Raw genomic sequence first — 23,730 nt, forward strand, 5'->3', positions numbered from 1 at the left:
TTGCCCGAACGCAAAGCCAGAAACCGTTAGTAGTAATGTAAAACAGACAACATCGACAAAATAATGAAAACATATCATATATTAAACGGGGACTGCTTGGCTGACCAATTAAGTCAAACAAAAATCAATCAAGACTTTATTGTTTGTAGAGAATGCTTAATTGATGGTCATTTATATGCCGACAATATCGCTGACTTTTGGACGGTTCGGGCCAAATTTATTGCTGATTCTCATCATGTTTCGACTGAAGAATATTTTATTAAAACAGTAAATGAATTTGAAAAACTAAATAATTTACCTGACAATTCTGAAGTTTGTCTTTGGTTTGAAAACGATTTGTTTTGTCAGACAAATATGTGGTTTGTAATCTCAATTCTTGCAAATTATACGACACTTAAAATCTTTCGAGTTTTTCCAACAATTGAAAATAATGCAGACACTTGGAAAGGCTTTGGTATTGCCAATGCTGAAAAACTTGAACAGGCGTTTGATTCAAAGATTCGGTTTATGCCAAAGGACATTGAATTAGGCAAAAATTTGTGGGCATCGTATCAAATTGGTGACTTAACTAAGTTGAAAGAATTATCTAAAAAACAATCTGACTGTTTTCAATATTTAGAGGAAGTTTGTCAAGCACACATTGATCGATTTCCGTTAGACAAAACTTTGGGCAGACCAGACAAAGTTGTAAAAGAAATAATTGCCACTAACTCGACAGAATTTCAGGCTGTTTTTTCAGAGTTTTCAGACAGAGAAGGAATTTATGGATTTGGAGATTCGCAACTAAAAAACATATACGACAGACAGATGCAAAGCACCTAACCAAAAGTGGCAGCTCAGTGGTTAAATCAAGCTTTCTGCTTCTATCAAAGTTACTCCGATAATCACGAGCGCACCCCCTCGTGATTTTTATCTACTGGCTTCTAGCCTATCCTTCCCTCATTTTCACTCAAGTGAGCCCCAAATCCCCCCTTCTCCTGCCAAGCACATTCACCGAATAATAAATTCGTTAGAAAGTTGGCGTTTTGAATTAAAGTTTTGTTAATTGTGCGAAAATTTTTGTTGGCTTGACTCAACAAAGTGCTTAACGTAAATGAAGGCTTACAACTTAGGTTAGCCAGTGAGGGTAAAGATATTACATATCTATTGCGAAATAGACGCCATAGAACCCGACAGCAAATACTTAACCCGTTTGAAAACGATGGAGTGGCGTCTATCCACTCGTTGTGCCTCACCGTAAAAGACGACACAACCAATAAAAACGAACAGAAAAATGAAAGACAAAATGCCAACGCTTCAGCAAAATCAAAAGAGCTGCATCCCCTAGCACAAAGCCAACACAATGCAGCACATTTGCTTTTGCCCAAAACACAAATTTCATAGCAAACCAATAAATAAAATGGAACAAAGAGACTTATTTGGCAACATCATACCTTCTTTAGATAATAATAAACCAAAGTCAGGATTAACAAAAATTGAAAACGGTGAGTATTTATTTTATCCAGATTTTTTTTCAAAAGTAGAAAGTGATTTGTACTTGCAAAATCTAAAAGAAAACATTGATTGGAAACAAGAATCAATGAATATGTATGGCAAACAAGTTGCCTTTCCACGTTTGACAGCGTGGTACGGTGATAATGACAAACCTTATTCATTTTCAGGTATAACATTAGCACCAAAAGTTTGGACAAGAGAACTTCTTGAAATAAAAGACAAGATTGAACCTTTATCAAAAGTTCAATTTAATAGCGTTTTGCTTAATCGATATAGAAATGGAAACGACTCCATTTCTTGGCATACAGACGCAGAAAAGGAATTAGGGCCAAACCCAGTAATTGCTTCCGTTAATTTTGGTGCAACAAGAAAATTTCAATTAAGACACATTAAGACTAAAGAAAAGTTAGAAATTGAATTAACACACGGGAGTCTTTTAATAATGCAAGGAGAAATGCAACACTTTTGGCAACATCAAGTACCAAAAACAAGCAAAGTTGTAAACGAAAGAATAAACCTAACTTTTAGAGTGATTAAGTTGTGATGACTTTATGAAAGAATACGCAAATAGAATACAGTCATTACAAAATCCGACTTTTCAGCAAATTAGAAAAATTTCTAATGATGCATTGTCGCACTTTTCAAAAAGTGAGAGAGATACTTTTTGGCAAAATCTAAATCAAGGAGTTGATTTATTAGATTCACACGAACTAATGTGTCAATATATTTTCTCTTATGGAAATATGCACGAAGCCAAAATCCAAAAGGCTTTATCTTCGATTAGCAATCCAAAGGAAGTTTTTAAAACTGATATAGCAATTATTGATTGGGGTTGTGGTCAAGGTTTGGCAACTGTTTGCTTTTTTGATTTTCTAAAAAGTCAAGGGATACCTAACAACACACAAAAAGTAATTTTAATTGAGCCATCTGAACAAGCATTAGAAAGAGCAAAACTGCACACAAACGTTTACATCAAAGATGAAACAAAAATTCAGCTCGTAAACAAATACTTAGACGAAGTTGAAAGAACGGATATTGAAACAAATCAATCAATTACGATTCATTTTTTCTCAAATATTCTTGATGTACCGCAGATTGACTTAAAAAAATTAGCTCAGCTTGTTGGTGAAAACGTAATAGGAGAACATTATTTTTTCTGTGTAAGTCCATTGATTGAAGGACGAAGCCACAGATTAGATGCTTTCTACAATTATTTCGATTTACCTCCAGTACTTTCTGATTTTGAGCAAAGTGAAAACAAATTAAATCTTTTAGCGGAAGAAGCACACGGTAAAGATGTTTTTAGAAAATATACGCTAAAGCTAAAAGTCTTCAAATTTGAAAAAGGCAAGACTTACTATATTCCTATCGACTATTATCCAGCTGTACAATTTCACGCAGGATATTATTTAGATTGCTTTAAAGACAAACGGGCTAATTTATCCCTACTATCTGACTTTGAGGTTTCTGCACCTTTTGATATTGGAGCCAGTGCTTATCAAGATATAAATCCAATATTAGCAGTTCTCAATAATATTATTACAAGAGGATTACCTACCAAAGCAAGTCCGTTTATTGAAACTCAATTTCAGAGCTTTGGCAACAATTTTCAACGTACCGATTTTGGTTCGATCATTTTTGAAAACAAAAATGTTGACCCAAACAATTTACAATTAACGCAATCGCCCGTTGCAATTGCCCGTCTGCAGAAAACAATTATTGAAGCAATTCTTACTGAAAAGTTAGATATTCAACAAAGTCAATGGAATATCTTGGTTAAAGAAAATGACGTTCCTTGTGCCGCAATGGCTTTTGAAGATTTAAAGCAAATATTCGAGAATTTGACGGCATTAAGTCTTGACTTTGAAACAATGAAATTTCCACAGGTGAACCTAGAAATAATTGGTTCGCAGGAATATTTGACTTCACCACTACACTTGAATACAAAACCCGTTGCTAGTGCGACATCTCAACAAAAAAGCAAAGTTTATGATTTAGTCATAGATATTTCAATGGCTATAATAGAAGAAATAAAAGAGCAAACTTTTAGCGAGTTCAAGTGCAAAAATCATTGTTACTTCAATATCCGTTCAGCCAAAATAAGAAGAAATCAAAGGCATATTTACACATCAGATACGATTCAATATAAACCATTAGTTACAAGCGATACACAAGGTAATTATGAAGATATTGAAACTAACAAGTTACACTTAAAGTACTTCGTTCAATTACTTTTTCGCAAAGAAGATTTTCGACAAGGTCAGCTTCCCATTTTAAACAGAGCGTTACAAAACAAGAGTGTAATTGGTCTTTTACCAACGGGCGGTGGGAAAACTCTAACTTACCAGTTGGCTGCAATGTTGCAACCAGGTGTAACGCTTATTATTGACCCATTAAGGTCATTGATGAAAGACCAATATGACGGGCTTGTAAACATAGGAATCGATACTTGTACTTTCATAAACTCAACCTTGACTGCACAAGAAAAAGACGAACGAGAAAGGCAAATGGGGTCTTCTCAAATGCAATTTGTTTTTCTTTCGCCAGAACGTTTATGTATTTACAAGTTTCGGGAACGATTGAAGACAATGAGAGATATGAATGTTTACTTCGCATACGGAGTAATAGACGAAGTTCATTGCGTTTCAGAATGGGGGCACGATTTCCGTTTTTCATATTTACATTTAGGGCGTAACCTATATAATTATGTGTTGCCTAAAAACAAGGATAAGCGACTAACATTGTTTGGATTAACTGCTACGGCTTCCTTTGACGTGCTTGCTGATGTTGAACGAGAATTATCAGGTAATGGTGCTTTTGCTTTGGATTCTGATACAATTGTGAGATATGAGAATACAAACAGATTAGAACTTCAATACAAAATTGAAAAAGTACCTATCGAATATGAAGCCGACAAATTCTTCGACAAAAATGGCTTGTTAGACAGTTCTCTAGGCAAAGCTGTAAATATCACCGATAAATGGACTGTATATAATTCCAAGAAGGAATTTTTAAAAAAATACATTTCTCTAGTTCCTTCCTATGCAAATGAATTACAAACAGAAATATCATTAAAAAGAGTAAAAACACAATTCAACAATAGGCAAAACACAAAAGAAAATAATGATGGAATAAATTTAAAGGTTGACTTCCCAATTGACTTCTACACTTCAAGTAATGAATATCAACAAGCGGGCATAGTTTTTTGTCCCCACAAAAAAAATGGAGGAATTTCGGTAAATGAAAATGCAATTTCTTTAAAAGATTACACTCCTAATATTGGCACTTTTATGGGAAGTGGAGATGATGAAGATTCAGATGAAATAGACAGAGCTTCATTTGAAAATTTAGAACTATTTAGGGATAACAAATTACCCATAATGGTTGCTACAAAGGCCTTCGGAATGGGAATTGACAAACCTAATGTTCGTTTTACTGTAAATATGAACTATTCCAGCTCACTTGAAAGTTTTATTCAAGAAGCAGGTAGAGCAGGCAGAGATAAAAAAATTGCTTTAGCAACGATATTGTTTGCAGATTATAAGTTGGTTAGAATAAACTCTAAGTTTCCATCAAATCAATTCCCTTTACGTATCATTAAAAACAAATGGTTTAAAGAAGAAGACTTAAATAAAATTATAAAACATTACAACTTAATCATTGGGAATGAATTTTTAGATTATTTCACACCGCACCACGATTTGGTTAAATTACGATGCGAAGATGATAATAAGAAATTTACTTTTGGCGAATGTGATAGCTGTGAATTAGTCAATAATTGCAGTCTGAGTAAAACCCCAAAAGAAGCTAAAGGATTTCAGTATATTAAAGATTTAGAAGAAATTTTAAAAATTAATGGTTTAGATTTTTCAAAGAAAAACTTAGAATACATAAGTGCAGACTACGAAACAGTTATGTTTTTCTATAATAACAGCTTCAATGGAAGCTTGAATGAGAAAAAAACAATGCACGCAATTCTTAGCAAATCTGCAACAAAATATTTTTTAGATGACAACGAAGAAATTAAAGTAAATGAAATTGAAACAGTTAACAACTTTTTGGAAAAATTACTATCTGTCGAAGTTGGCGTAGAGATAGTTGCTTTTATTTCTTACAGGGATAATTATGCCGATTACTCAAAAGCTATTTATCGAATGTGTTGCATTGAATTGATTGACGACTTTACACAAGACTATAGTAAACAACAATTCAGAATTGTTACAAAACGTAAAGCAGACGGGGAATATTACAAAGGACTTAAAAGGTTCTTAACGCGATATTATTCTATCGAACGAGCAGAAGAAGAAATAAAAAAAGTACCAGCATATAAAGGCGATAACGAAATTCATAAATGCCTTTCTTACCTTACTGAGTTTATTTATGAAAAAATCGCTGTCAAAAGAAAAAGAGCAATTGATGATATGCGTACTTTTTGTGTGCAGGGGATTAATGACAAAAAAGATTGGAAAGAGGTAAATGAAGACTTAAAAGACTTTATTTACTATTACTTCAATTCAAAATATGCCCAGGATAATTATGAAACTGAAAACGGAGAAGCATTTTCTTTAACAACCGATACAGACAAAGGGAAATTATCTTCATTTGATATATTATTTAAATATCTACGTGTAATAAACGAAGATGTTTACGGCTCAAGTGGTTCTCCTAAAGACAGTGTTAAACACTTGCAAGGTGCAGTTCGATTAATTAGAAGGTCTTTAACTGACAATAACCCAGCACTTGCAATGTTAAATGCATTTAGTATAGCCTATCTTGGTACAAATAATAATGAAGTATTAGAACAAGAATTAGAAAATAGCTATAAAGAAGGTTACAGAGATTTTTATTCAAATAACACTAACAAAGATGAGTTTTACATTGGGATTGAAAAGTTGGCATCAAATTTAAAAATAAGCCATATCCCCAAAAAGACAATCAAGAAAATGCACGATTGGACAACTGAATGTGAATTACACATTCATACAAATTGGTTAACTAGTTTTACAGAAAAATACACTAACGCACAATGAGTACAACAAACGAAAATATTTTACAGTCTTTAGCTATTTTGGAGCAGAATTTAAAAAATATCAATTCTGCCAAGGAGCAAGTAAACAATGTTGTTACTACAACAGGCAACTTAGCAAAAATAATAGAAAAATATCAGGCAAGTTTTGAGAGTCTATCAATCAATGTCAAAGCCGTTCTTGATGATTCAAGAAAATTCAACCTTGATTCAATTGCAAAACTATCTGAGCAAACAAAAAATTTAAGTAAAGAAACTGCAAAACTTAGCGAGTTTGATACGTCAAAGGCTTTAAAGTCAATTGAAGGTGAGGCAATAAAACAATTTCAAAAAAAATTAAGCAAACCAATTGAAGGCTTAGAAGAGCAAATTAAAAATATTGAAAAAGAAGTCACTAAATTAACAGAGTACAATTTCAAAGATTCGTTTAGCAATCTTGAAAAACAAGTTATCAGTCAATTTAATAAAGACTTAAAAGAAAAACTCACTAATCTTGACAACAAAGTAATAGACCTTCAATTAAAAATCAACGAATTCAAGGCACAAATATTACGCATTGAAAGAATTGACTTAGAATCACATTTTAAACACATGCTGAGTACTTTAACAAACCATACAGATAAACAAAATATTGAAATCACTAAAAAGCATGAAGAAATAAGAGATAAGTGTGACAATATTATTTTACGACTTGCCCGTCAGGAAAAAGAAATTAACACATTAAAAACTCTATTATTTTCAGCAATTGGAATGCTTATAATTGGTATAATTTTAAATATATTTTTTTAAATTTTAGACTATTTGTTGGCACATTTGCAAAACCAACCAAGTCAATACACAAGCCAAGTTTTGCAAAACAGCAAACAAGCTAACGGTTTAATCCTCATTTTTCAAATAAACTTTTGTTTAAAAAAGTTACTATATCACCAAAACGTTAAATGCTCAGTTTAGACCCTGACTAAATCAGTTTAAACAAGTACAAAAAATACTATAAATCCCTAATTTCATCGTACTTTCTCTCTTAAACTTACAGCATCTATCGAAAACCAAGCCCTTCAATAGCAATCTACTCCTTCTTCAAAACCCAGCTCCCTTCAACTTTCTTATCACTTTCTAGTCGGATGAGGTAGGTGCCACGGGGAAGTTGGATTGCGTCGGCCTTTATTTTATCAGTCATGGGTTCGGCTGGTAATTTTATTTTTTTGCCCGTCAAATCATAACACACAACCGTATAGGGGTTATTGTCTGCGTAGGGAACGTAAAATACGCCTGAGGTGGGATTGGGATAGAGGCCAATCGTTGGCGCCGTTGCGGGCTTTTCTACCGAGGTTATCGCAAAAAGTACAGGCTCCGATAGTTCACTTTTGCAGTTTCCCAACGTAACCTGTAATGTATATACGCCTTGTTTGGTCGCCGAATAAACCGTGTCGGTGGCATTCGGTACAGCCGTATTATTGTAAAACCACTGATTACCCGTTTTTGAGCTGGAAACCAACCGCTCCCCTACTTGCTTAATGGTTGGTTTGTTGACCACAATCGTCGTAAAAGTTGTCGCATTGGAGGCTCCTAAAGTACACCCAAATTCGTTCGTCACCGTCACTTTATACTCCCCCGCCGAAGTCACTCGGTAGGTATTTGTTGAAGTTACCCCAACCGATTGGCCGTCTTTTAGCCATTCGTATTTGGTCTGTCCAGCGGGCTGAGCCGTCAGAAGCACACTTTCCCCCAAACAAATCGTCCCCGTTTTATCCGAACTAATGGCCGCATTGGCAAGGGTGATGATCGTAAAACGAGCCGATGAATACGGGCGGCAAGCGCCACTTACGCCATCGAGGGTGGCAACGACAAAGTACTTCCCCGCGTTTTTGGGCAGTGCAATGTTCGTTAAAACGGCTTCCGTTTTATTAGAAGTCAGCGCGCTGTTGGGCACCACCCCAAGCAACGTACCCGATGAGGCGTAGGCTTCCTCTTCCGTCAAAGGCTCGGTGGTGGTCAGTCGAAAGCGAACGGCTTGGTTAGAAACGCCGCTCATCCCTTTGAGGGAAAGGGTGGCCGTCGCACCAGGACAAAAAGAGCTTTGATTGGTATTGATGGTAATCGCGGAATTGATCGTCACCCCTGAGCCACAACAATACGCTGGGGGATCGAGCGGATCCGCAAATTGTTCCAATGGCACCGCATTCACAAAATTTCGCTGACCCGAACGAGAGTAAAAACTGGGCCGCACATTTAGGGCATATTTGTCCGCCAACTTCACAAATTCGTCCGACTCATCCAAAACCGATATGGCTCCAAAGCACCCATTCCCTTTAAACTGAAAAAGCGCCACGGCTTTGTCTTTCGTAAAGCGCCCATAAATGGTTTCGGTCGCAGATTTCCCAATGACATAGTAGCGGTAGGCGTCGCTCAGTGAGTTAAAGAAAGATTGGTTGGGTTCGTTGGGTCCCAAACGCAACGGCGTTTTATCCCATTCGCCCTTCACCCCAATGACCTCAGTGATCAAAAACGATTTTGGTACACGCAACGTCACTTGGGCCGTTGGCCCCCGTTCGGCGGTGTCTGCATTAAACGTATTTGGCGTGTTATACCCAGGAATTACCCAAACGGTATATAATTGCTTAACGGTTTCGTATGTAATTTGATAACGAATGGTATTTGTAGAAGTTTGGCTTTTTAATTGACCAATGACTGCAAACAATAAAAACCAAAAAATCAAAATTCTTTGTTTCATTTCCATGTTGCTTTTAGTATTTTTTTACGTCAAAAAGAGGTATTTTTAACTCATGATAAATTACACAATAAATGCGTTTTATTTGCTATTGTATCTTTATTTTATTCCCAATACACCTGGCCGCTCAATGTAGTTCCCCTCAACCCAAAAAATCAGTATTAGCAACAGTGGAGGGGTCACTTGCAACGGTCAAGGTATTGGACGCACAACCCGATGAAAGGTATCATATTTTTCGTGCATCTTTTTCTTCTACCACCTTTGAAGAGATTGCGACCACTTCTTCCCCACAATTTAGTGATACCAACGTTGACCCTTCCGCTGGTAGTTACTGCTACTATATAAAAACTGAAAATTCTTGTGGACAGATGTCGGAACCATCCAGTAGCGCATGTACCATTCATTTAAAAGGCAGAGGCCGAACATTGCAATGGAATTCCCCTTTTCCAACTCAATCAGGAGCCATTCAATACAAAGTCAGTAAAATTGACGCTCCTCCCGTCGATGTTTCCAACTGGATAAATTCGGAACGATTTACGCTCACACAACAAGCCCAACCCAATGATACTTACCGTGTTACGGCGACTATTACAATACAGGTAAACGGACAACCTGTAACGACTGAATTATATTCATCGCTGTATGAACTCATTGACCTCCCTGCGATTTATGTCCCCGATGCCTTTTCTCCGAACAACGACAACATTAATGACACTTGGGTTATCACAACGTATTTGATTCAGACATTTCGTTTACAGTTATTTGACCGAAGTGGGGTTGAAATTTTTACCGCTGACACTCCAACCAACACTTGGAATGGTATCCTTCCAGATGGTACACCCGCTACTAATCAGGTATATACATATTTGATCAATGCCACTGATTTCTTTAACGAAAATTGGCAACAAACGGGAAAGGTTTTACTATTGAAATAATAAAAAAATAGGACCATCTAAAAAGATAGCCCTATCCATTGATTAAGAAGAAGACGAAAACCATTCGTCTTCTTCCTTTTATACCCTTACCCTTTTGTGAATTTCTTGGTGATTATCTTATTGTCTTTATCAGTTCGGATTAAGTAAGAACCCGAAGAAAGTTTTTCTACATTAATCTTCAACGTATTTATCCCCTGCTTCGCCGTTTCATACGCTTCATACCGTACAATACCCGACGGGTCAATTAATTCAATGTGAACTTTACCGCCGTCACTTTTGGAAAAGTATTTCACATTCACGTCATTTATCGCAGGATTGGGATAGGTGATTAAACCCGCCGCTTCCTCCAACTCATTGGTCATACTCCCAATACTCGCTTGAAGTTTCTTAGCGAGTTGTGCCAACACTTTTGGCAATGTAATTGGCTGTGCAAACTGTTCAAGTGGACGAACCGAAACACTGGGCTGTTGCCCTGAGCGTGAATAAAAACTGTTACTCACATTCAACGACATTGATTTGTTGGCAATCTCAACAAACGGATCACTGGTATCCAACACCGTTACATCCTCTGGTTTTGTCCCCGTGCCTTTAAAACGAAAAAGTGCCACAGGTTCTCCTTCTTTGAAAACGCCGTAATTGGTTTCAGCGGCCTGTTTGCCAATGACATAGTAAGCAAATTGTTCGTTGGCGCCCGCTTTTAGCAGCGGTGTTTCGCTACCAATCCGCCCAGGTGTTTTGTCCCAGTTTCCACGAATATCTTCTAAACTTGTTAGTTTAAAGCCTTTAGGCACCTTGATTGTCACCTGCGCCGTCGCCCCTTTTTCTTCCGAATCTGAATTATAGCGATTTGGGGTGCTGTATTGTGGTACTACCCAAGCCGTATAAGTTTGATGTGTTGCATCGTAGTCCACCATGTAGTGAACACCTAGCGGTGATGCACTTTGTGCAAATACACCCGTACCACTTACAAGAAATGATAATAAAGCAGCTCCCTTTTTTAAAAATTTCATTTTCATCCTATTTAACTTGGTTAGGATAGCAAGGGGCTTTTTACGGCCCCTTGTTACTGTTGTTATTTTTTACGTTTTTTTACCGCTACAGGTACGCATAGCTGCACTGGACAGCAATTTACCCCTGCTTCGATAATCACTGGGCAACACCCTCCCGCTGGACAAGCGCCGTTGGTTGCGGTATAAGTATAAGTACCAATCTCTGTAAGTAGCACCACGTTGCCCGTTGCTACCGCTGTAGTTCCACCATTTTTAAACCATTGTACGTTTGTATAAGTCGCAGGTACGGTTACTTCCACTTTTTCACCTGTACACAATTTTACTGGTACAGTGGTACAAGCGCTGGCTTCATTGTTGTCCGAAGCAGGGTCATTTTGGTCAGATGAAATAATTTTAGCAGTATTAAACCAAACACCTTCTCCCAATAGTTTGGCTTTTAGCGTCAATACGGCACTGTCGCCCGCTGCAAGGTTAGGAATTGTCCAAAGTGGGTTTGAATACGTTCCTTTGTTTACCGTTGCACTTACAAATTGCATTCCAGCCATCAGGCTATCTTTTAATGCCACATTCGTTGCAGGGTCAGTTCCAAGGTTTTTAACTACGACTCTGTACGTAATTTCATCCCCTACTACGGCTGTTTTTTTATCAGCTACCTTCGTTACCTTCAAATCTGCACTTCCTGTTGAAACAATTCTTGTTAAGATAAATACGGTTGCCGTGGCACATTGTTTTGGGTTTTGTCGGTCACAGATTTGATACACAAACGTATCACTTCCTGTATAACCTGCGTTTGGCGTATAGGTAAATGTACCATCTGAGTTGATAACAACGGTTCCGCTACTTGGTCCTGAAACAGGAGTTGTGGTAATATCAAGCCCCGTGTTTGAGTTATCTTTGTCGTTGGCAATGATATTTCCAGTGGCAGTCCCCGTTGGGTTTCTAAAGAACAAATCTGTGTTAGCGGTAGGTGGAATTGCACCTGAATTGGCAGGATAAACATTCAAATCAACCCTTGCAGTATCACATAAAACAGGCGTTCCATTGTCACACACTCGGTACAAGAAGAAATCATCACCCGTAAAACCTGTTGTAGGAGTATAAGTAAATGTTCCATTGGGATTAAAGGTCAATGTGCCATGTGTTGGCTGCTGAATCACCGAAGCAGTGAGGGTTTGGCCAACGTCGGGATCTTTGTCATTTAAAATCACATTGCCAGAAACAGGTTGTTCTTGGGTCGTTGCAAATTTATCGCCAATAGCCACAGGAGGATTGTTTCCCGATGGGTTAGTAGGGCGAACTGAGATGGTTACGGTTGCTTCATCACAGATAGCAGGGTTCCCACTATCACAAACGCGGTAAACAAAACTATCGTTTCCAGTAAATCCATTTGCAGGAGTGTAGGTGTAAGAACCATTTGCATTCAACACAACCGTTCCGTGGGCAGGTGCTTGGACTGGCGTAGTTGTCACCTTCAATGGCCCTGTACCCGTTGCTAAATCGTCATTGGTAAGTACATTTTCCGTCACAGCCGTATTTTGATTCGTGATATTATCGTCATCATAGGCATAGATATAAGGGCTGCTACACAAGGCTGGGCCACCACTTACATTTTGAAATTGCTCTCTTGGATCAATATTTCCACCTGCGGGTTGTCCCGAACGTGAATAAAAACTATTGGCCACGTTTAAGCTGTACTTTGAACTGGCTGCCGTGATAAATGGATCACCTGGCGGAAGTACACGTACTGGTCCAAAACACGTTGAACTTTTAAAGGTAAATAAAGCAACGGGAGCCCCATTGGCAAAAGCACCATAGTTGGTTTCGTCGGTCGTTTTACCTATCACATAAAAAGCGATATTATTGGGGATGGTTGCAGGATACGATTGGGTTACGCCGTTGGCAACTTGGCCTTGACCAAGTTTGTCAGGAGTTTTTTCCCACGTTCCTTTGACGTCGGTAATGTTTTGAATCACAAAGTTTTTGGGAACAACAAGGGTAAACTGGGCGGTAGCTCCTATTTCGCTGGTTCCAGCATTGTTGGTGTTTGGAACGTTGTAATTTGGAATTACCCATGCTGTGTACGTTTGGCTGGTTGCGTCAAAAGTCACTTTGTAATTAACAGTGTTTGAGGATTGCTGGGCCCAGAGCGTGTTCATCATTCCCATTACAAGCCCAAAAACGAGGCAGAGAGCTTTCTTCATAAATTTTTAAGGTTTAAAATTGGTTTTTGCTTCTTCTTTCGTATCGAGTTTGAAGTGGAAGCCTTGGTAGGCTTCCACTCTATTGTTGGTTAGGGAATTTGCTCTTTAATGATGAAGAACTTCTGTCCTAAGGTATTGCCAGGGTGGTTCTTAATGATGTTTTGGTAAATGTATTCCACATCATTGCCTGTACCTTGGAAGATGGTATCTCCGTTGAGATTAATATCTCCAGTATAGTAGCCTTTCAGCGTGTAAAACTTGCTGACAAAGACATTGCCTACGTAGTTGATTACTTGCTGGTAGATAACGTTCACGTCGTTATCCGTTCCTTGATAAATCACTTGTTTATCGAAGAGTGAATTACCAGCCCACAACGCAACCCCTTGAAGAACGTCCACTTGGGCTTTGTTGACTACGTTTGTTTCGTCCAAATTGTACGTTGGCGTCGTTGTTTTGCGGAAGTCAATCACACCACAAGTGCTTGTCATATCCACAGGTGTCTTACTCATGACCCCTAAGTGGTTACGGTGTTTCACAACTACATAATAGCTATCTGGCGAAGCCGAATTGAAAGTTATCGTGCTTACTCCGTCCACATCGACGATGTCACCATCACGTTGCAATAGCGCAGAACGGCTATCCACTACGGTCGTTGGATTTGTCTTGCTGCGTAGCTCTACGAATACCCAGTCAACAATTGCATCTTTACCAGATGGGCTACTTGCACCAAGCACCGCCAAAGTACTGGTATTGGCCGTTGTTAAGCCTGTCATTCCCATTGCTGGATATGGACTAGTGGTTGGCAAATAACCTTTCACTCGTAGGTCATCACGCATCAAGGTATCTGGTAATAATACCCCAAACAATGCCCCTTGCAAATACACCTTAGCTTGCAAACAAACTTTGTTGGCAGGAGGAAGAACAGCTATAATTACCGTTCCTAGCGTACAAAGTTGTGGATTTCCACTATCACATACTTTGTAAGTGAATAGATCCGAACCAACGTAACCTGTTGTTGGCGTGTAAGTGTATGTTCCATCCGCATTAAAGACAACTGTACCATGACTTGGGTTTGTCTGTTTGCTGAAGGTCAACGTCTGGCCAGCATCTGGGTCATAGTCGTTTTTAGAAACATCGCCACTCTTAGGTGTATTCACCGAAGTGATGATGGCATCATCAACAACGATAGGAGGTCTATTTCCTGCTGGTGGTGGTGCAAGGACATTGATAGTTACCGTTGCAGTATCACACAAGCTTGGCGTTCCGTTATCACAAATCTGATACGTAAAGCTATCCGACCCAACAAATCCTGTCGTTGGCGTGTAAGTAAATGTACCATCTACATTTGCAACAACCGTGCCATGCGTTGGATTTGTCAACTTCACTGGCGTACCTAACGTACCATTTGGCGTTCCTGCCGCATCTGGATCTGTATCATTGAACTTCACAGGGATGACAACCGCCGTATTTTGATACGTTTGCGTATTATCATCAATTGCTACAGGCTTATCATTTGTAGGCTTAGGATTAGGAATGATGTTAATTACCACACAAGCCGTGTCTTTCAAGCCCGCATTGTCCTTCAATTCGTAACAGAATCCGTCTTGACCCGTCACCCCTGGATTCGGCGTGTAAGTAAACGTCCCGTCTGGATTCAACGTCACGGTTCCTTTCGTCGGTGGCGTTACAGGCGTCGTTGTCACTGTCAATGGACCACCTTCGGGATCAGTATCATTAACTAGCACATTTCCACTTACTGGGCTATCCTGTGGTGTAATTGCAATATCATTAATACCTATCGGTGGCTGGTTCGCTGGTGGCAAAATCGCTATCACTACCGTCGCCGTGTCACACGCTCCGCTTGGGTCACATACCTTGTAGGTGTAGCTGTCGCTGCCTACATAGTCCGTGTTTGGCGTATAGGTGTAACTTCCGTTTGCATTCTGTACCACCGTCCCGTTCGTCGGATTCGTCAACTTCGTGTACGTCAACTGTGCCGCCGTGTTGTCGGGGTCACTGTCATTTTCAGCTACTGTGCCATTTACCGCTACGTTCGTCGTCGTCGTTTTTGCATCGTCAACCGCCACAGGGGGCTTGTTACCTGCTATCACTGGTACCACATTGATCGTTACCGTCGCCGTGTCACACAAACTTGGAGTTCCGTTATCACAAATGCGGTACGTGAATTTGTCTGTCCCCGTAAAGTTCGCATTTGGTGTGTAAACAAACGTGCCATCCGCGTTCTGAGTCACCGTTCCGTTCGTCGGGTTCGTCAACTTCACTGGGCTACCCAATGTTCCGTTGGGGGTTCCTGTCGCATCGGGGTCGCTGTCGTTGGCTTTCGCATTGATCGTCACAGCAGTGCCTACTTCCGTCTGCGTATTGTCATCCATCGCAATCGGCTTGTCGTTGCCTGGCGTCGGCGTAGGAATAATCGTTATCACTACACAGGCCGTGTCTTTCAAGCCTGCATTATCCTTCACTTCGTAACAGAAGCCGTCTTGACCCGTTACCCCTGGATTCGGTGTGTAAGTGTAGCTACCATTTGGATTCAAACTCACCGTTCCCTTCGTCGGTGGCGTCACTGGAGTGGTCGTCACTGTCAACACACCGCCTTCTGGGTCTTTGTCATTCGTCAACACATTTCCTTTGAAGGGCTTATCCTGTGGTGTTTCGCCTATGTCATTCATCGCAATCGGCGGCTGGTTCGCTGGTGGCAAAATCGCTATCACTACCGTCGCCGTGTCACACGCTCCGCTTGGGTCACATACCTTGTAGGTGTAGCTGTCGCTACCCACATAGTCCGTGTTTGGCGTGTAGGTGTAACTTCCGTTCGCATTCTGTACCACCGTCCCATTCGTCGGATTCGTCAACTTCGTGTACGTCAACTGTGCCGCCGTGTTGTCGGGGTCACTGTCATTTTCAGCTACTGTGCCATTTACCGCTACATTCTTCGTCGTCGTTTTTGCATCGTCAACCGCCACAGGGGGCTTGTTACCTGCTATCACTGGCACCACATTGATCGTTACCGTCGCCGTGTCACACAAACTTGGAGTTCCGTTATCACAAATGCGGTACGTGAATTTGTCTGTGCCCGTAAAGTTCGCATTCGGTGTGTAAACAAACGTACCATCCGCATTCTGTGTCACCGTTCCGTTCGTCGGGTTCGTCAACTTCACTGGACTGCCCAATGTTCCGTTGGGAGTTCCTGTCGCATCGGGGTCGCTGTCATTGGCTTTCGCATTGATCGTCACAGCAGTACCTACTTCCGTCTGCGTATTGTCATCCATCGCAATCGGCTTGTCGTTGCCTGGCGTTGGCGTAGGAATGATCGTTATCACTACACAAGCCGTGTCTTTCAAGCCTGCATTGTCCTTCACTTCGTAACAGAAACCATCTTGACCCGTCACCCCTGGATTCGGCGTGTAGGTGTAGCTACCATTTGGATTCAACGTTACCGTTCCCTTCGTCGGTGGCGTCACTGGCGTGGTCGTCACTGTCAATGTACCGCCTTCTGGATCTTTGTCATTCGTCAACACGTTTCCATTGAAGGGCTTATCCTGTGGCGTTTCGCCTATGTCATTCGTCGCAATCGGCGGCTGGTTCGCTGGTGGCAAGATCGCTATCACTACCGTTGCCGTGTCACACGCTCCGCTTGGGTCACATACCTTGTAGGTGTAGCTGTCGCTGCCCACATAGTCCGTGTTTGGCGTATAGGTGTAACTTCCGTTTGAATTCTGTACCACCGTCCCGTTTGTCGGATTCGTCAACTTTGTGTACGTCAACTGTGCCGCCGTGTTGTCGGGGTCACTGTCATTTTCAGCTACTGTGCCATTTACCGCTACGTTCTTCGTCGTCGTTTTTGCATCGTCAACCGCCACAGGGGGCTTGTTGCCTGCTATCACTGGTACCACATTAATCGTCACCGTCGCTGTGTCACACAAACTTGGAGTTCCGTTATCACAAATGCGGTACGTGAATTTGTCTGTCCCCGTAAAGTTCGCATTTGGTGTGTAAACAAACGTGCCATCCGCGTTCTGAGTCACCGTTCCGTTCGTCGGGTTCGTCAACTTCACTGGGCTACCCAATGTTCCGTTGGGGGTTCCTGTCGCATCGGGGTCGCTGTCGTTGGCTTTCGCATTGATCGTCACAGCAGTGCCTACTTCCGTCTGCGTATTGTCATCCATCGCAATCGGCTTGTCGTTGCCTGGCGTCGGCGTAGGAATGATCGTTATCACTACACAGGCCGTGTCTTTCAAGCCTGCATTATCCTTCACTTCGTAACAGAAGCCGTCTTGACCCGTTACCCCTGGATTCGGTGTGTAAGTGTAGCTACCATTTGGATTCAAACTCACCGTTCCCTTCGTCGGTGGCGTCACTGGAGTGGTCGTCACTGTCAACACACCGCCTTCTGGGTCTTTGTCATTCGTCAACACATTTCCTTTGAAGGGCTTATCCTGTGGTGTTTCGCCTATGTCATTCATCGCAATCGGCGGCTGGTTCGCTGGTGGCAAGATCGCTATCACTACCGTCGCCGTGTCACACGCTCCGCTTGGGTCACATACCTTGTAGGTGTAGCTGTCGCTGCCTACATAGTCCGTGTTTGGCGTGTAGGTGTAACTTCCGTTTGCATTCTGTACCACCGTCCCGTTCGTCGGATTCGTCAACTTCGTGTACGTCAACTGTGCCGCCGTGTTGTCGGGGTCACTGTCATTTTCAGCTACTGTGCCATTTACCGCTACATTCTTCGTCGTCGTTTTTGCATCGTCAACCGCCACAGGGGGCTTGTTGCCTGCTATCACTGGCACCACATTGATTGTTACCGTCGCCGTGTCACACAAACTTGGAGTTCCGTTATCACAAATGCGGTACGTGAATTTGTCAGTACCCGTAAAGTTCGCATTCGGTGTGTAAACAAACGTACCATCCGCATTCTGAGTCACCGTTCCATTCGTCGGGTTCGTCAACTTCACTGGACTACCCAATGTGCCGTTGGGGGTTCCTGTCGCATCGGGGTCGCTGTCGTTGGCTTTCGCATTAATCGTCACAGCAGTGCCTACTTCCGTCTGTGTATTGTCATCCATCGCAATCGGCTTGTCGTTGCCTGGCGTTGGCGTCGGAATGATCGTTATCACTACACAAGCTGTGTCTTTCAAGCCCGCGTTATCCTTCACTTCGTAACAGAAGCCATCTTGACCCGTCACTCCTGGATTCGGCGTGTAGGTGTAGCTACCATTGGGATTCAACGTTACCGTTCCCTTCGTCGGTGGCGTCACTGGCGTAGTTGTCACTGTCAATGTCCCGCCTTCTGGATCTTTGTCATTCGTCAAGACGTTTCCATTGAATGGCTTATCCTGTGGCGTTTCGCCTATGTCATTCGTCGCAAGCGGCGGCTGGTTTGCTGGTGGCAAGATCGCTATCACTACCGTCGCCGTGTCACACGCTCCGCTTGGGTCACATACCTTGTAGGTGTAGCTGTCGCTGCCTACATAATCCGTGTTTGGCGTATAGGTGTAACTTCCGTTCGCATTCTGTACCACCGTCCCGTTCGTCGGATTTGTCAACTTTGTGTACGTCAACTGTGCCGCCGTGTTGTCGGGGTCACTGTCATTTTCAGCTACTGTGCCATTTACTGCTACGTTCTTCGTCGTCGTTTTTGCATCGTCAACCGCCACAGGGGGCTTGTTGCCTGCTATCACTGGCACCACATTAATCGTCACCGTCGCCGTGTCACACAAACTTGGAGTTCCGTTATCACAAATGCGGTACGTGAATTTGTCTGTGCCCGTAAAGTTCGCATTCGGTGTGTAAACAAACGTACCATCCGCATTCTGTGTCACCGTTCCGTTCGTCGGGTTCGTCAACTTCACTGGACTGCCCAATGTGCCGTTGGGAGTTCCTGTCGCATCGGGGTCGCTGTCATTGGCTTTCGCATTAATCGTCACAGCAGTGCCTACTTCCGTCTGCGTATTGTCATCCATCGCAATCGGCTTGTCGTTGCCTGGCGTCGGCGTCGGAATGATCGTTATCACCACACAAGCTGTGTCTTTCAAGCCCGCATTGTCCTTCACTTCGTAACAGAAACCGTCTTGACCCGTTACCCCTGGATTCGGCGTGTAGGTGTAGCTACCATTTGGATTCAACGTTACCGTTCCCTTCGTCGGTGGCGTCACTGGCGTGGTCGTCACTGTCAATGTCCCGCCTTCTGGATCTTTGTCATTCGTCAACACATTTCCATTGAAGGGCTTATCCTGTGGTGTTTCACCTATGTCGTTCGTCGCAAGCGGTGGTAAATTTACGCTACATGTCGTTCCTGTATTATTGTAATTGCTTTTGTAAACGTCTGCAAAATTCAGAGCATTACCAATGTAGTTATTGTAATCCCCAAAAAGCATCCCTGGCGCATCCGACTGTGGGTCAGTAGTATTTTCAAACAAGCGTACGCCTGCCACGCAATTCCCAGACAATGAAAACTTAAACAACATTGTCTCTTGCCCATTCGTCCAAGCCATCGGAGCCCCCGTAGTAGATACTCCGTGGAAATCAGAATTTGGGGCAGCCGTTGGAGCATAAACGGTTGAATTATCCGCCCACACCCCGCCGTTTACTGAGGTTATTACCAACTTTGCATCAGCAATGCTTTTTGGTAATACTACCGTTATCTGGGTTCCTCCCCCAACATTGAATGTTGAAGCAGAAAAGTCAGGGCGGCCATATACTTCGTATTCACTCGTAGTTGAGTTGAATCGAATGGTACATTCTACTTTCTGAGCCATTGCTTGAACGCTCACGAAAAGCCCCCCGAACAAGATTAAAAGATATTTTATCAATCGTTCCATAATAGTTTGTAGGGTAAGGTTTAAGGGATTTGTTCAAACATGTTATTGAAGTTGTACAGCAAACCACTGTTCAGACGATATAACAGCAGGTTATTTTGGATGTAAATAATGTCATTATTGGCACCCGCATATTTAACCTTTCCGTCCATGTTTATATCTCCCTGTTTATAACCAATGCCATTGTTAAAATTGTAAGAAGCGGCTGAGAACTCCACTAAAATTTCGTTTAGTGGTTTTGTCAAATCCGTATTGGCTCCATCATATTTTAAACGGAAGTCAGAGACGGCATTTCCAGCCCACAACGCTTTCTTACCAGGCAATACGGTTGTATTCATTTCAACACCGTCATAATTTAAAGTCAAAATATTAGGACGATTCCACACGTCGGAGCTATCCATCACGGTGAAGTCCACCAACGTCCCTACAGTAGTCATCGGAATCGCTTTTTTGGTCATTACGCCAAGGTGATTGCGGTGTTTTACCGACACGAAATAGGATGTACTGGTTAAACCTGTAAAGGTAAGTGCAGATACTCCATCAGTGGATGACACTACATCCCCATCTCTCTGAACCAATCCCGAAGCCGTTTGAAGTACTACCGTAGAATCCGATTTTGACCGTAATTCAACAAATACCCAATCCACGATGGCATTTCCAGTACCTACATTAGCACTCAATACGGCCGAAGTGGTTATTTCGGTTCCGCCTTTTATGTGTTTAAATCGCGTACTTAATGCGCCAAGTGAATCATTGAGCGCCTTATAAGGCTCTTTTAATGGCAGGAGATTCAATCTTCTCAAATCATCCCGCATCAAACCATCGCTTGTTCCGTACAATGCCCCTTGTAATAAAACCCTCAATACAAGTTTCGCCACAGGAAGTGGTAGTACCGTCAACGTAACTGTGGCAGTATCACACTTCACTGGAATACCACTGTCACACACCTTGTAGGTAAAGACATCGCTACCCACAAAACCTGTATTTGGGGTGTAGGTATAGGTTCCGTCAGCATTAAAGACTACCGTCCCATTGGTTGGCGCATTTACTCTTGTAAAAGTTAACGGCGTATTGTTATCTGGGTCAAAGTCGTTGTTAGCAACTGTTCCATTTACAGGCGTATTCATCAAAGTTGCATTCGCATCGTCCAACGCAACTGGCGGTTTATTTCCTGCCAATGGCGTTGGTAACACCGTAATAGTCACCGTTGCGGTATCGCACAAACTTGGTGTTCCGTTGTCACAAATACTGTACGTAAAGCTGTCTTTTCCGATAAATCCAAGTGACGGTGTGTAGGCAAATGTTCCGTCTGGATTCGTCACCACCGTACCGTTTGTTGGGTTTGTCAACTTGGTTGGATTTCCCAATGTCCCGTTTGGCGTTCCTGTTGGGTCTGGGTCAACGTCATTGGCTTTTACCTTAATCACCACCGCTGTATTTAGGTAGGTTTCAGTAGCATCGTCGGCCGCAATTGGCTTGTTATTTTCAACAGTTGGTGCAGGTAAAATATTGATAGTCACGCACGCTGTTGACTTCAATCCTGCATTGTCCGAAATTTCGTAACAAAACACGTCTTGCCCCGTCACCCCTGGATTTGGCGTATATACAAACGTTCCGTTGGCATTCAACACGACCGTACCTTTTGAAGGGGGCGTTACTGGCGTTGTGGTCACTGTCAACGGCCCTCCTTCTGGGTCGCGGTCGTTTGTCAGTACACTTCCCGAGACTGGCTTGTCTTGAACCGTATTAAAAATATCATTGACTGCAATAGGTGGTAAATTAGAAGTAGAACAAACGCGGTAATGCACAGAGTTTGATACCTCATAGCAACTATCCAAAACCGTCACTTTTGAATAAAGCACATCGCCCACAACAAAATTAATGGGTTTGGTTCTATAAACGGCTACTACTGCATAATAGCCCGTATCTACCGCCGCAAAAGACGCGGTTGAACTGATGGCTTTGATTGTGTTTGTTTTTTCATCAATCAACACATACGAGGTAGTTACACCTGCTGTTGCGCTTGGAGTTGCGTTAAAAGTGATGGTAACAGGTGCTGTTGTGTAATCACACGCACCACATACTCTAAAGGCAAGTGGAGTTGAATATTTTAAGCAACCACTGGTGCTATACACCTCCGTTATTCGCTTACCAACCGTCGCATCTCTCAATGTATCAGCGTAATAAGCGCCAACAACATAGTAATTCCCTGCATTTACCCCCGTAAAACTTGGGCTAGTTGGGTTGATTTTAACAATTTGACCATTGGCCATATCCACCAACAAGTACGTTTTCAAATAACCTGCGGGTTCGTTCGACACCGTTAACGTTACGTTAGCGGGGGCGGCGTTGTAATCACAAGCTGTTGGTACTGGTGGCAAAGGTGGAATGGGTGACTCGCAATCGTTGATTTGAACCGCTACTGAGTCCGCTGGGCTAAAGCAATTGGCCACTTTGTGATAATACATGGCATAAAACTTACCACTTGCGCTCACTGTTAAACTGGTCAATGTATCTGCCGATGAGGTAGGTACTTTGTGCGTACTCCAAACAAGCGTTGTACCCGAAGGTTTTGTTCCTGTATTTGTTAGAGTTGCCAGCGAGACTGTGACGGCAGGACAAGAATTTTGCAGCGAAGTGGCCGTAATGATGGGTGCTGTTGTACCCGCAGGACAGCTACATGCGTTAATGGTTACTGTCACTGAATCAGCTGGACTGTAACAGTTATTGGTGGCATCAAAAAAAGCAGCATAATATTTTCCTGCTCCTACTCCTGACACACTGCCCAATTTATTGGCAGTAGTAGCTACTTTAGAAGTATGCCACGTCAAGGTTGTATTTGCTGGTAAATTTGAGGCTGTTATTGACTCTAAATTAGCTACCGTAGCTGGGCATACGTTACTTTTTGTCGAGCTACTCAATACTGGTGATGAACTTCCCGCTAAACAAAGGACACTACAAGTTGTGGCAATGGCGACGATGGCTGAATTGGAAGTAGTATAACAACCTGCGGCATCTCGGTACGCGACAAAATACACCACTGCTGTTGAAGTAGTCGTAATCAGTGTATTCGTAATTCGGTTGGCATCCGTTGCTAGGGGGTCAGTATGAAAGGTAACAATCGAACCGCTAGGTTTACCCGTACTATCCACCGAAGCTTTTAATTCAACGGTCGTAGCAGGACAAACATTCGTCGCTACTTTGAGTGCCGTCGGTTGACTGTAACATACGGGGTTTCCACCCAAATTGTAAACCGCATAATATACCCCTGGAGCGGCACTTTGTGCTTGCGCGGGGGTCATTAGGTTAGCAGCGCTGACGGGCAAATCACTGTGCCATTCAAAGGTTGCCCCTTGCGGTACAGTTGTAGGCTGATAGGTCGTGATATTTACGGAGGGTGTTTGGGAGAATACCTGCCCAACCACCGTCAGAAGTATGACGAGGAATAGACCTATGGCCCTGTTCAAAGAATGTATTTTCTTGTTCATAGAGGGGTATTG

General features: G+C 42.1%; 10 protein-coding genes. 5 read left to right on the forward strand and 5 right to left on the reverse strand.

What is annotated here, in order from left to right; all coding sequences use genetic code 11:
* Window positions 1–63: 63 nt before the first annotated feature.
* The 4 genes from FHS57_RS20300 (at window position 64) to FHS57_RS20315 (ending at window position 7,309) form a co-directional block, all read left to right on the forward strand.
* Window positions 64–822: a DUF1835 domain-containing protein gene (locus tag FHS57_RS20300; RefSeq protein WP_183976895.1), complete on the forward strand. Its 759-nt coding sequence runs from the start codon at window positions 64–66 to the stop codon at window positions 820–822.
* Window positions 823–1,399: 577 nt separating this feature from the next.
* Window positions 1,400–2,038, forward strand: a complete 639-nt coding sequence (locus FHS57_RS20305; RefSeq protein WP_183976897.1) for an alpha-ketoglutarate-dependent dioxygenase AlkB family protein — start codon at window positions 1,400–1,402, stop codon at window positions 2,036–2,038.
* A gap of 7 nt (window positions 2,039–2,045) precedes the next feature.
* Window positions 2,046–6,524 (forward strand): DEAD/DEAH box helicase, encoded by a 4,479-nt coding sequence (locus tag FHS57_RS20310; protein ID WP_183976900.1) that lies wholly within the window; start codon window positions 2,046–2,048, stop codon window positions 6,522–6,524.
* Window positions 6,521–7,309, forward strand: coding sequence for a hypothetical protein (locus tag FHS57_RS20315; protein WP_183976901.1), 789 nt, complete (start codon window positions 6,521–6,523; stop codon window positions 7,307–7,309). The genes FHS57_RS20310 and FHS57_RS20315 overlap by 4 nt, the downstream gene beginning before the upstream one ends.
* A 277-nt stretch (window positions 7,310–7,586) precedes the next feature.
* Here the strand turns inward: FHS57_RS20315 and FHS57_RS20320 are convergent, their stop codons facing one another.
* Complete coding sequence (locus FHS57_RS20320) at window positions 7,587–9,251, reverse strand: T9SS type A sorting domain-containing protein (protein ID WP_183976902.1); 1,665 nt, start codon at window positions 9,249–9,251, stop codon at window positions 7,587–7,589.
* A gap of 167 nt (window positions 9,252–9,418) precedes the next feature.
* On the opposite strand from FHS57_RS20320, the gene FHS57_RS20325 reads away from it, so the two are divergent.
* Window positions 9,419–10,183, forward strand: a complete 765-nt coding sequence (locus FHS57_RS20325; protein WP_183976903.1) for a T9SS type B sorting domain-containing protein — start codon at window positions 9,419–9,421, stop codon at window positions 10,181–10,183.
* Window positions 10,184–10,269: 86 nt separating this feature from the next.
* Here FHS57_RS20325 and FHS57_RS20330 read toward each other — a convergent pair whose 3' ends face one another.
* The 4 genes from FHS57_RS20330 to FHS57_RS20345 all read right to left on the reverse strand — a co-directional run bounded on the left by FHS57_RS20330 (window position 10,270) and on the right by FHS57_RS20345 (window position 23,718).
* On the reverse strand, window positions 10,270–11,193 hold the full coding sequence (locus FHS57_RS20330) for a T9SS type A sorting domain-containing protein (RefSeq protein WP_183976904.1): 924 nt from the start codon (window positions 11,191–11,193) through the stop codon (window positions 10,270–10,272).
* Between the two features lie 62 nt (window positions 11,194–11,255).
* Window positions 11,256–13,394, reverse strand: coding sequence for a cadherin-like domain-containing protein (locus FHS57_RS20335; protein WP_183976906.1), 2,139 nt, complete (start codon window positions 13,392–13,394; stop codon window positions 11,256–11,258).
* Between the two features lie 89 nt (window positions 13,395–13,483).
* Window positions 13,484–20,170: an Ig-like domain-containing protein gene (locus FHS57_RS20340; RefSeq protein WP_183976907.1), complete on the reverse strand. Its 6,687-nt coding sequence runs from the start codon at window positions 20,168–20,170 to the stop codon at window positions 13,484–13,486.
* Window positions 20,171–20,253: 83 nt separating this feature from the next.
* Window positions 20,254–23,718, reverse strand: a complete 3,465-nt coding sequence (locus FHS57_RS20345; RefSeq protein ID WP_183976908.1) for a cadherin-like domain-containing protein — start codon at window positions 23,716–23,718, stop codon at window positions 20,254–20,256.
* Window positions 23,719–23,730 lie beyond the last annotated feature (12 nt).

The organism is Runella defluvii (assembly GCF_014195535.1).
Classification (GTDB): Bacteria; Bacteroidota; Bacteroidia; order Cytophagales; family Spirosomataceae; genus Runella; species Runella defluvii.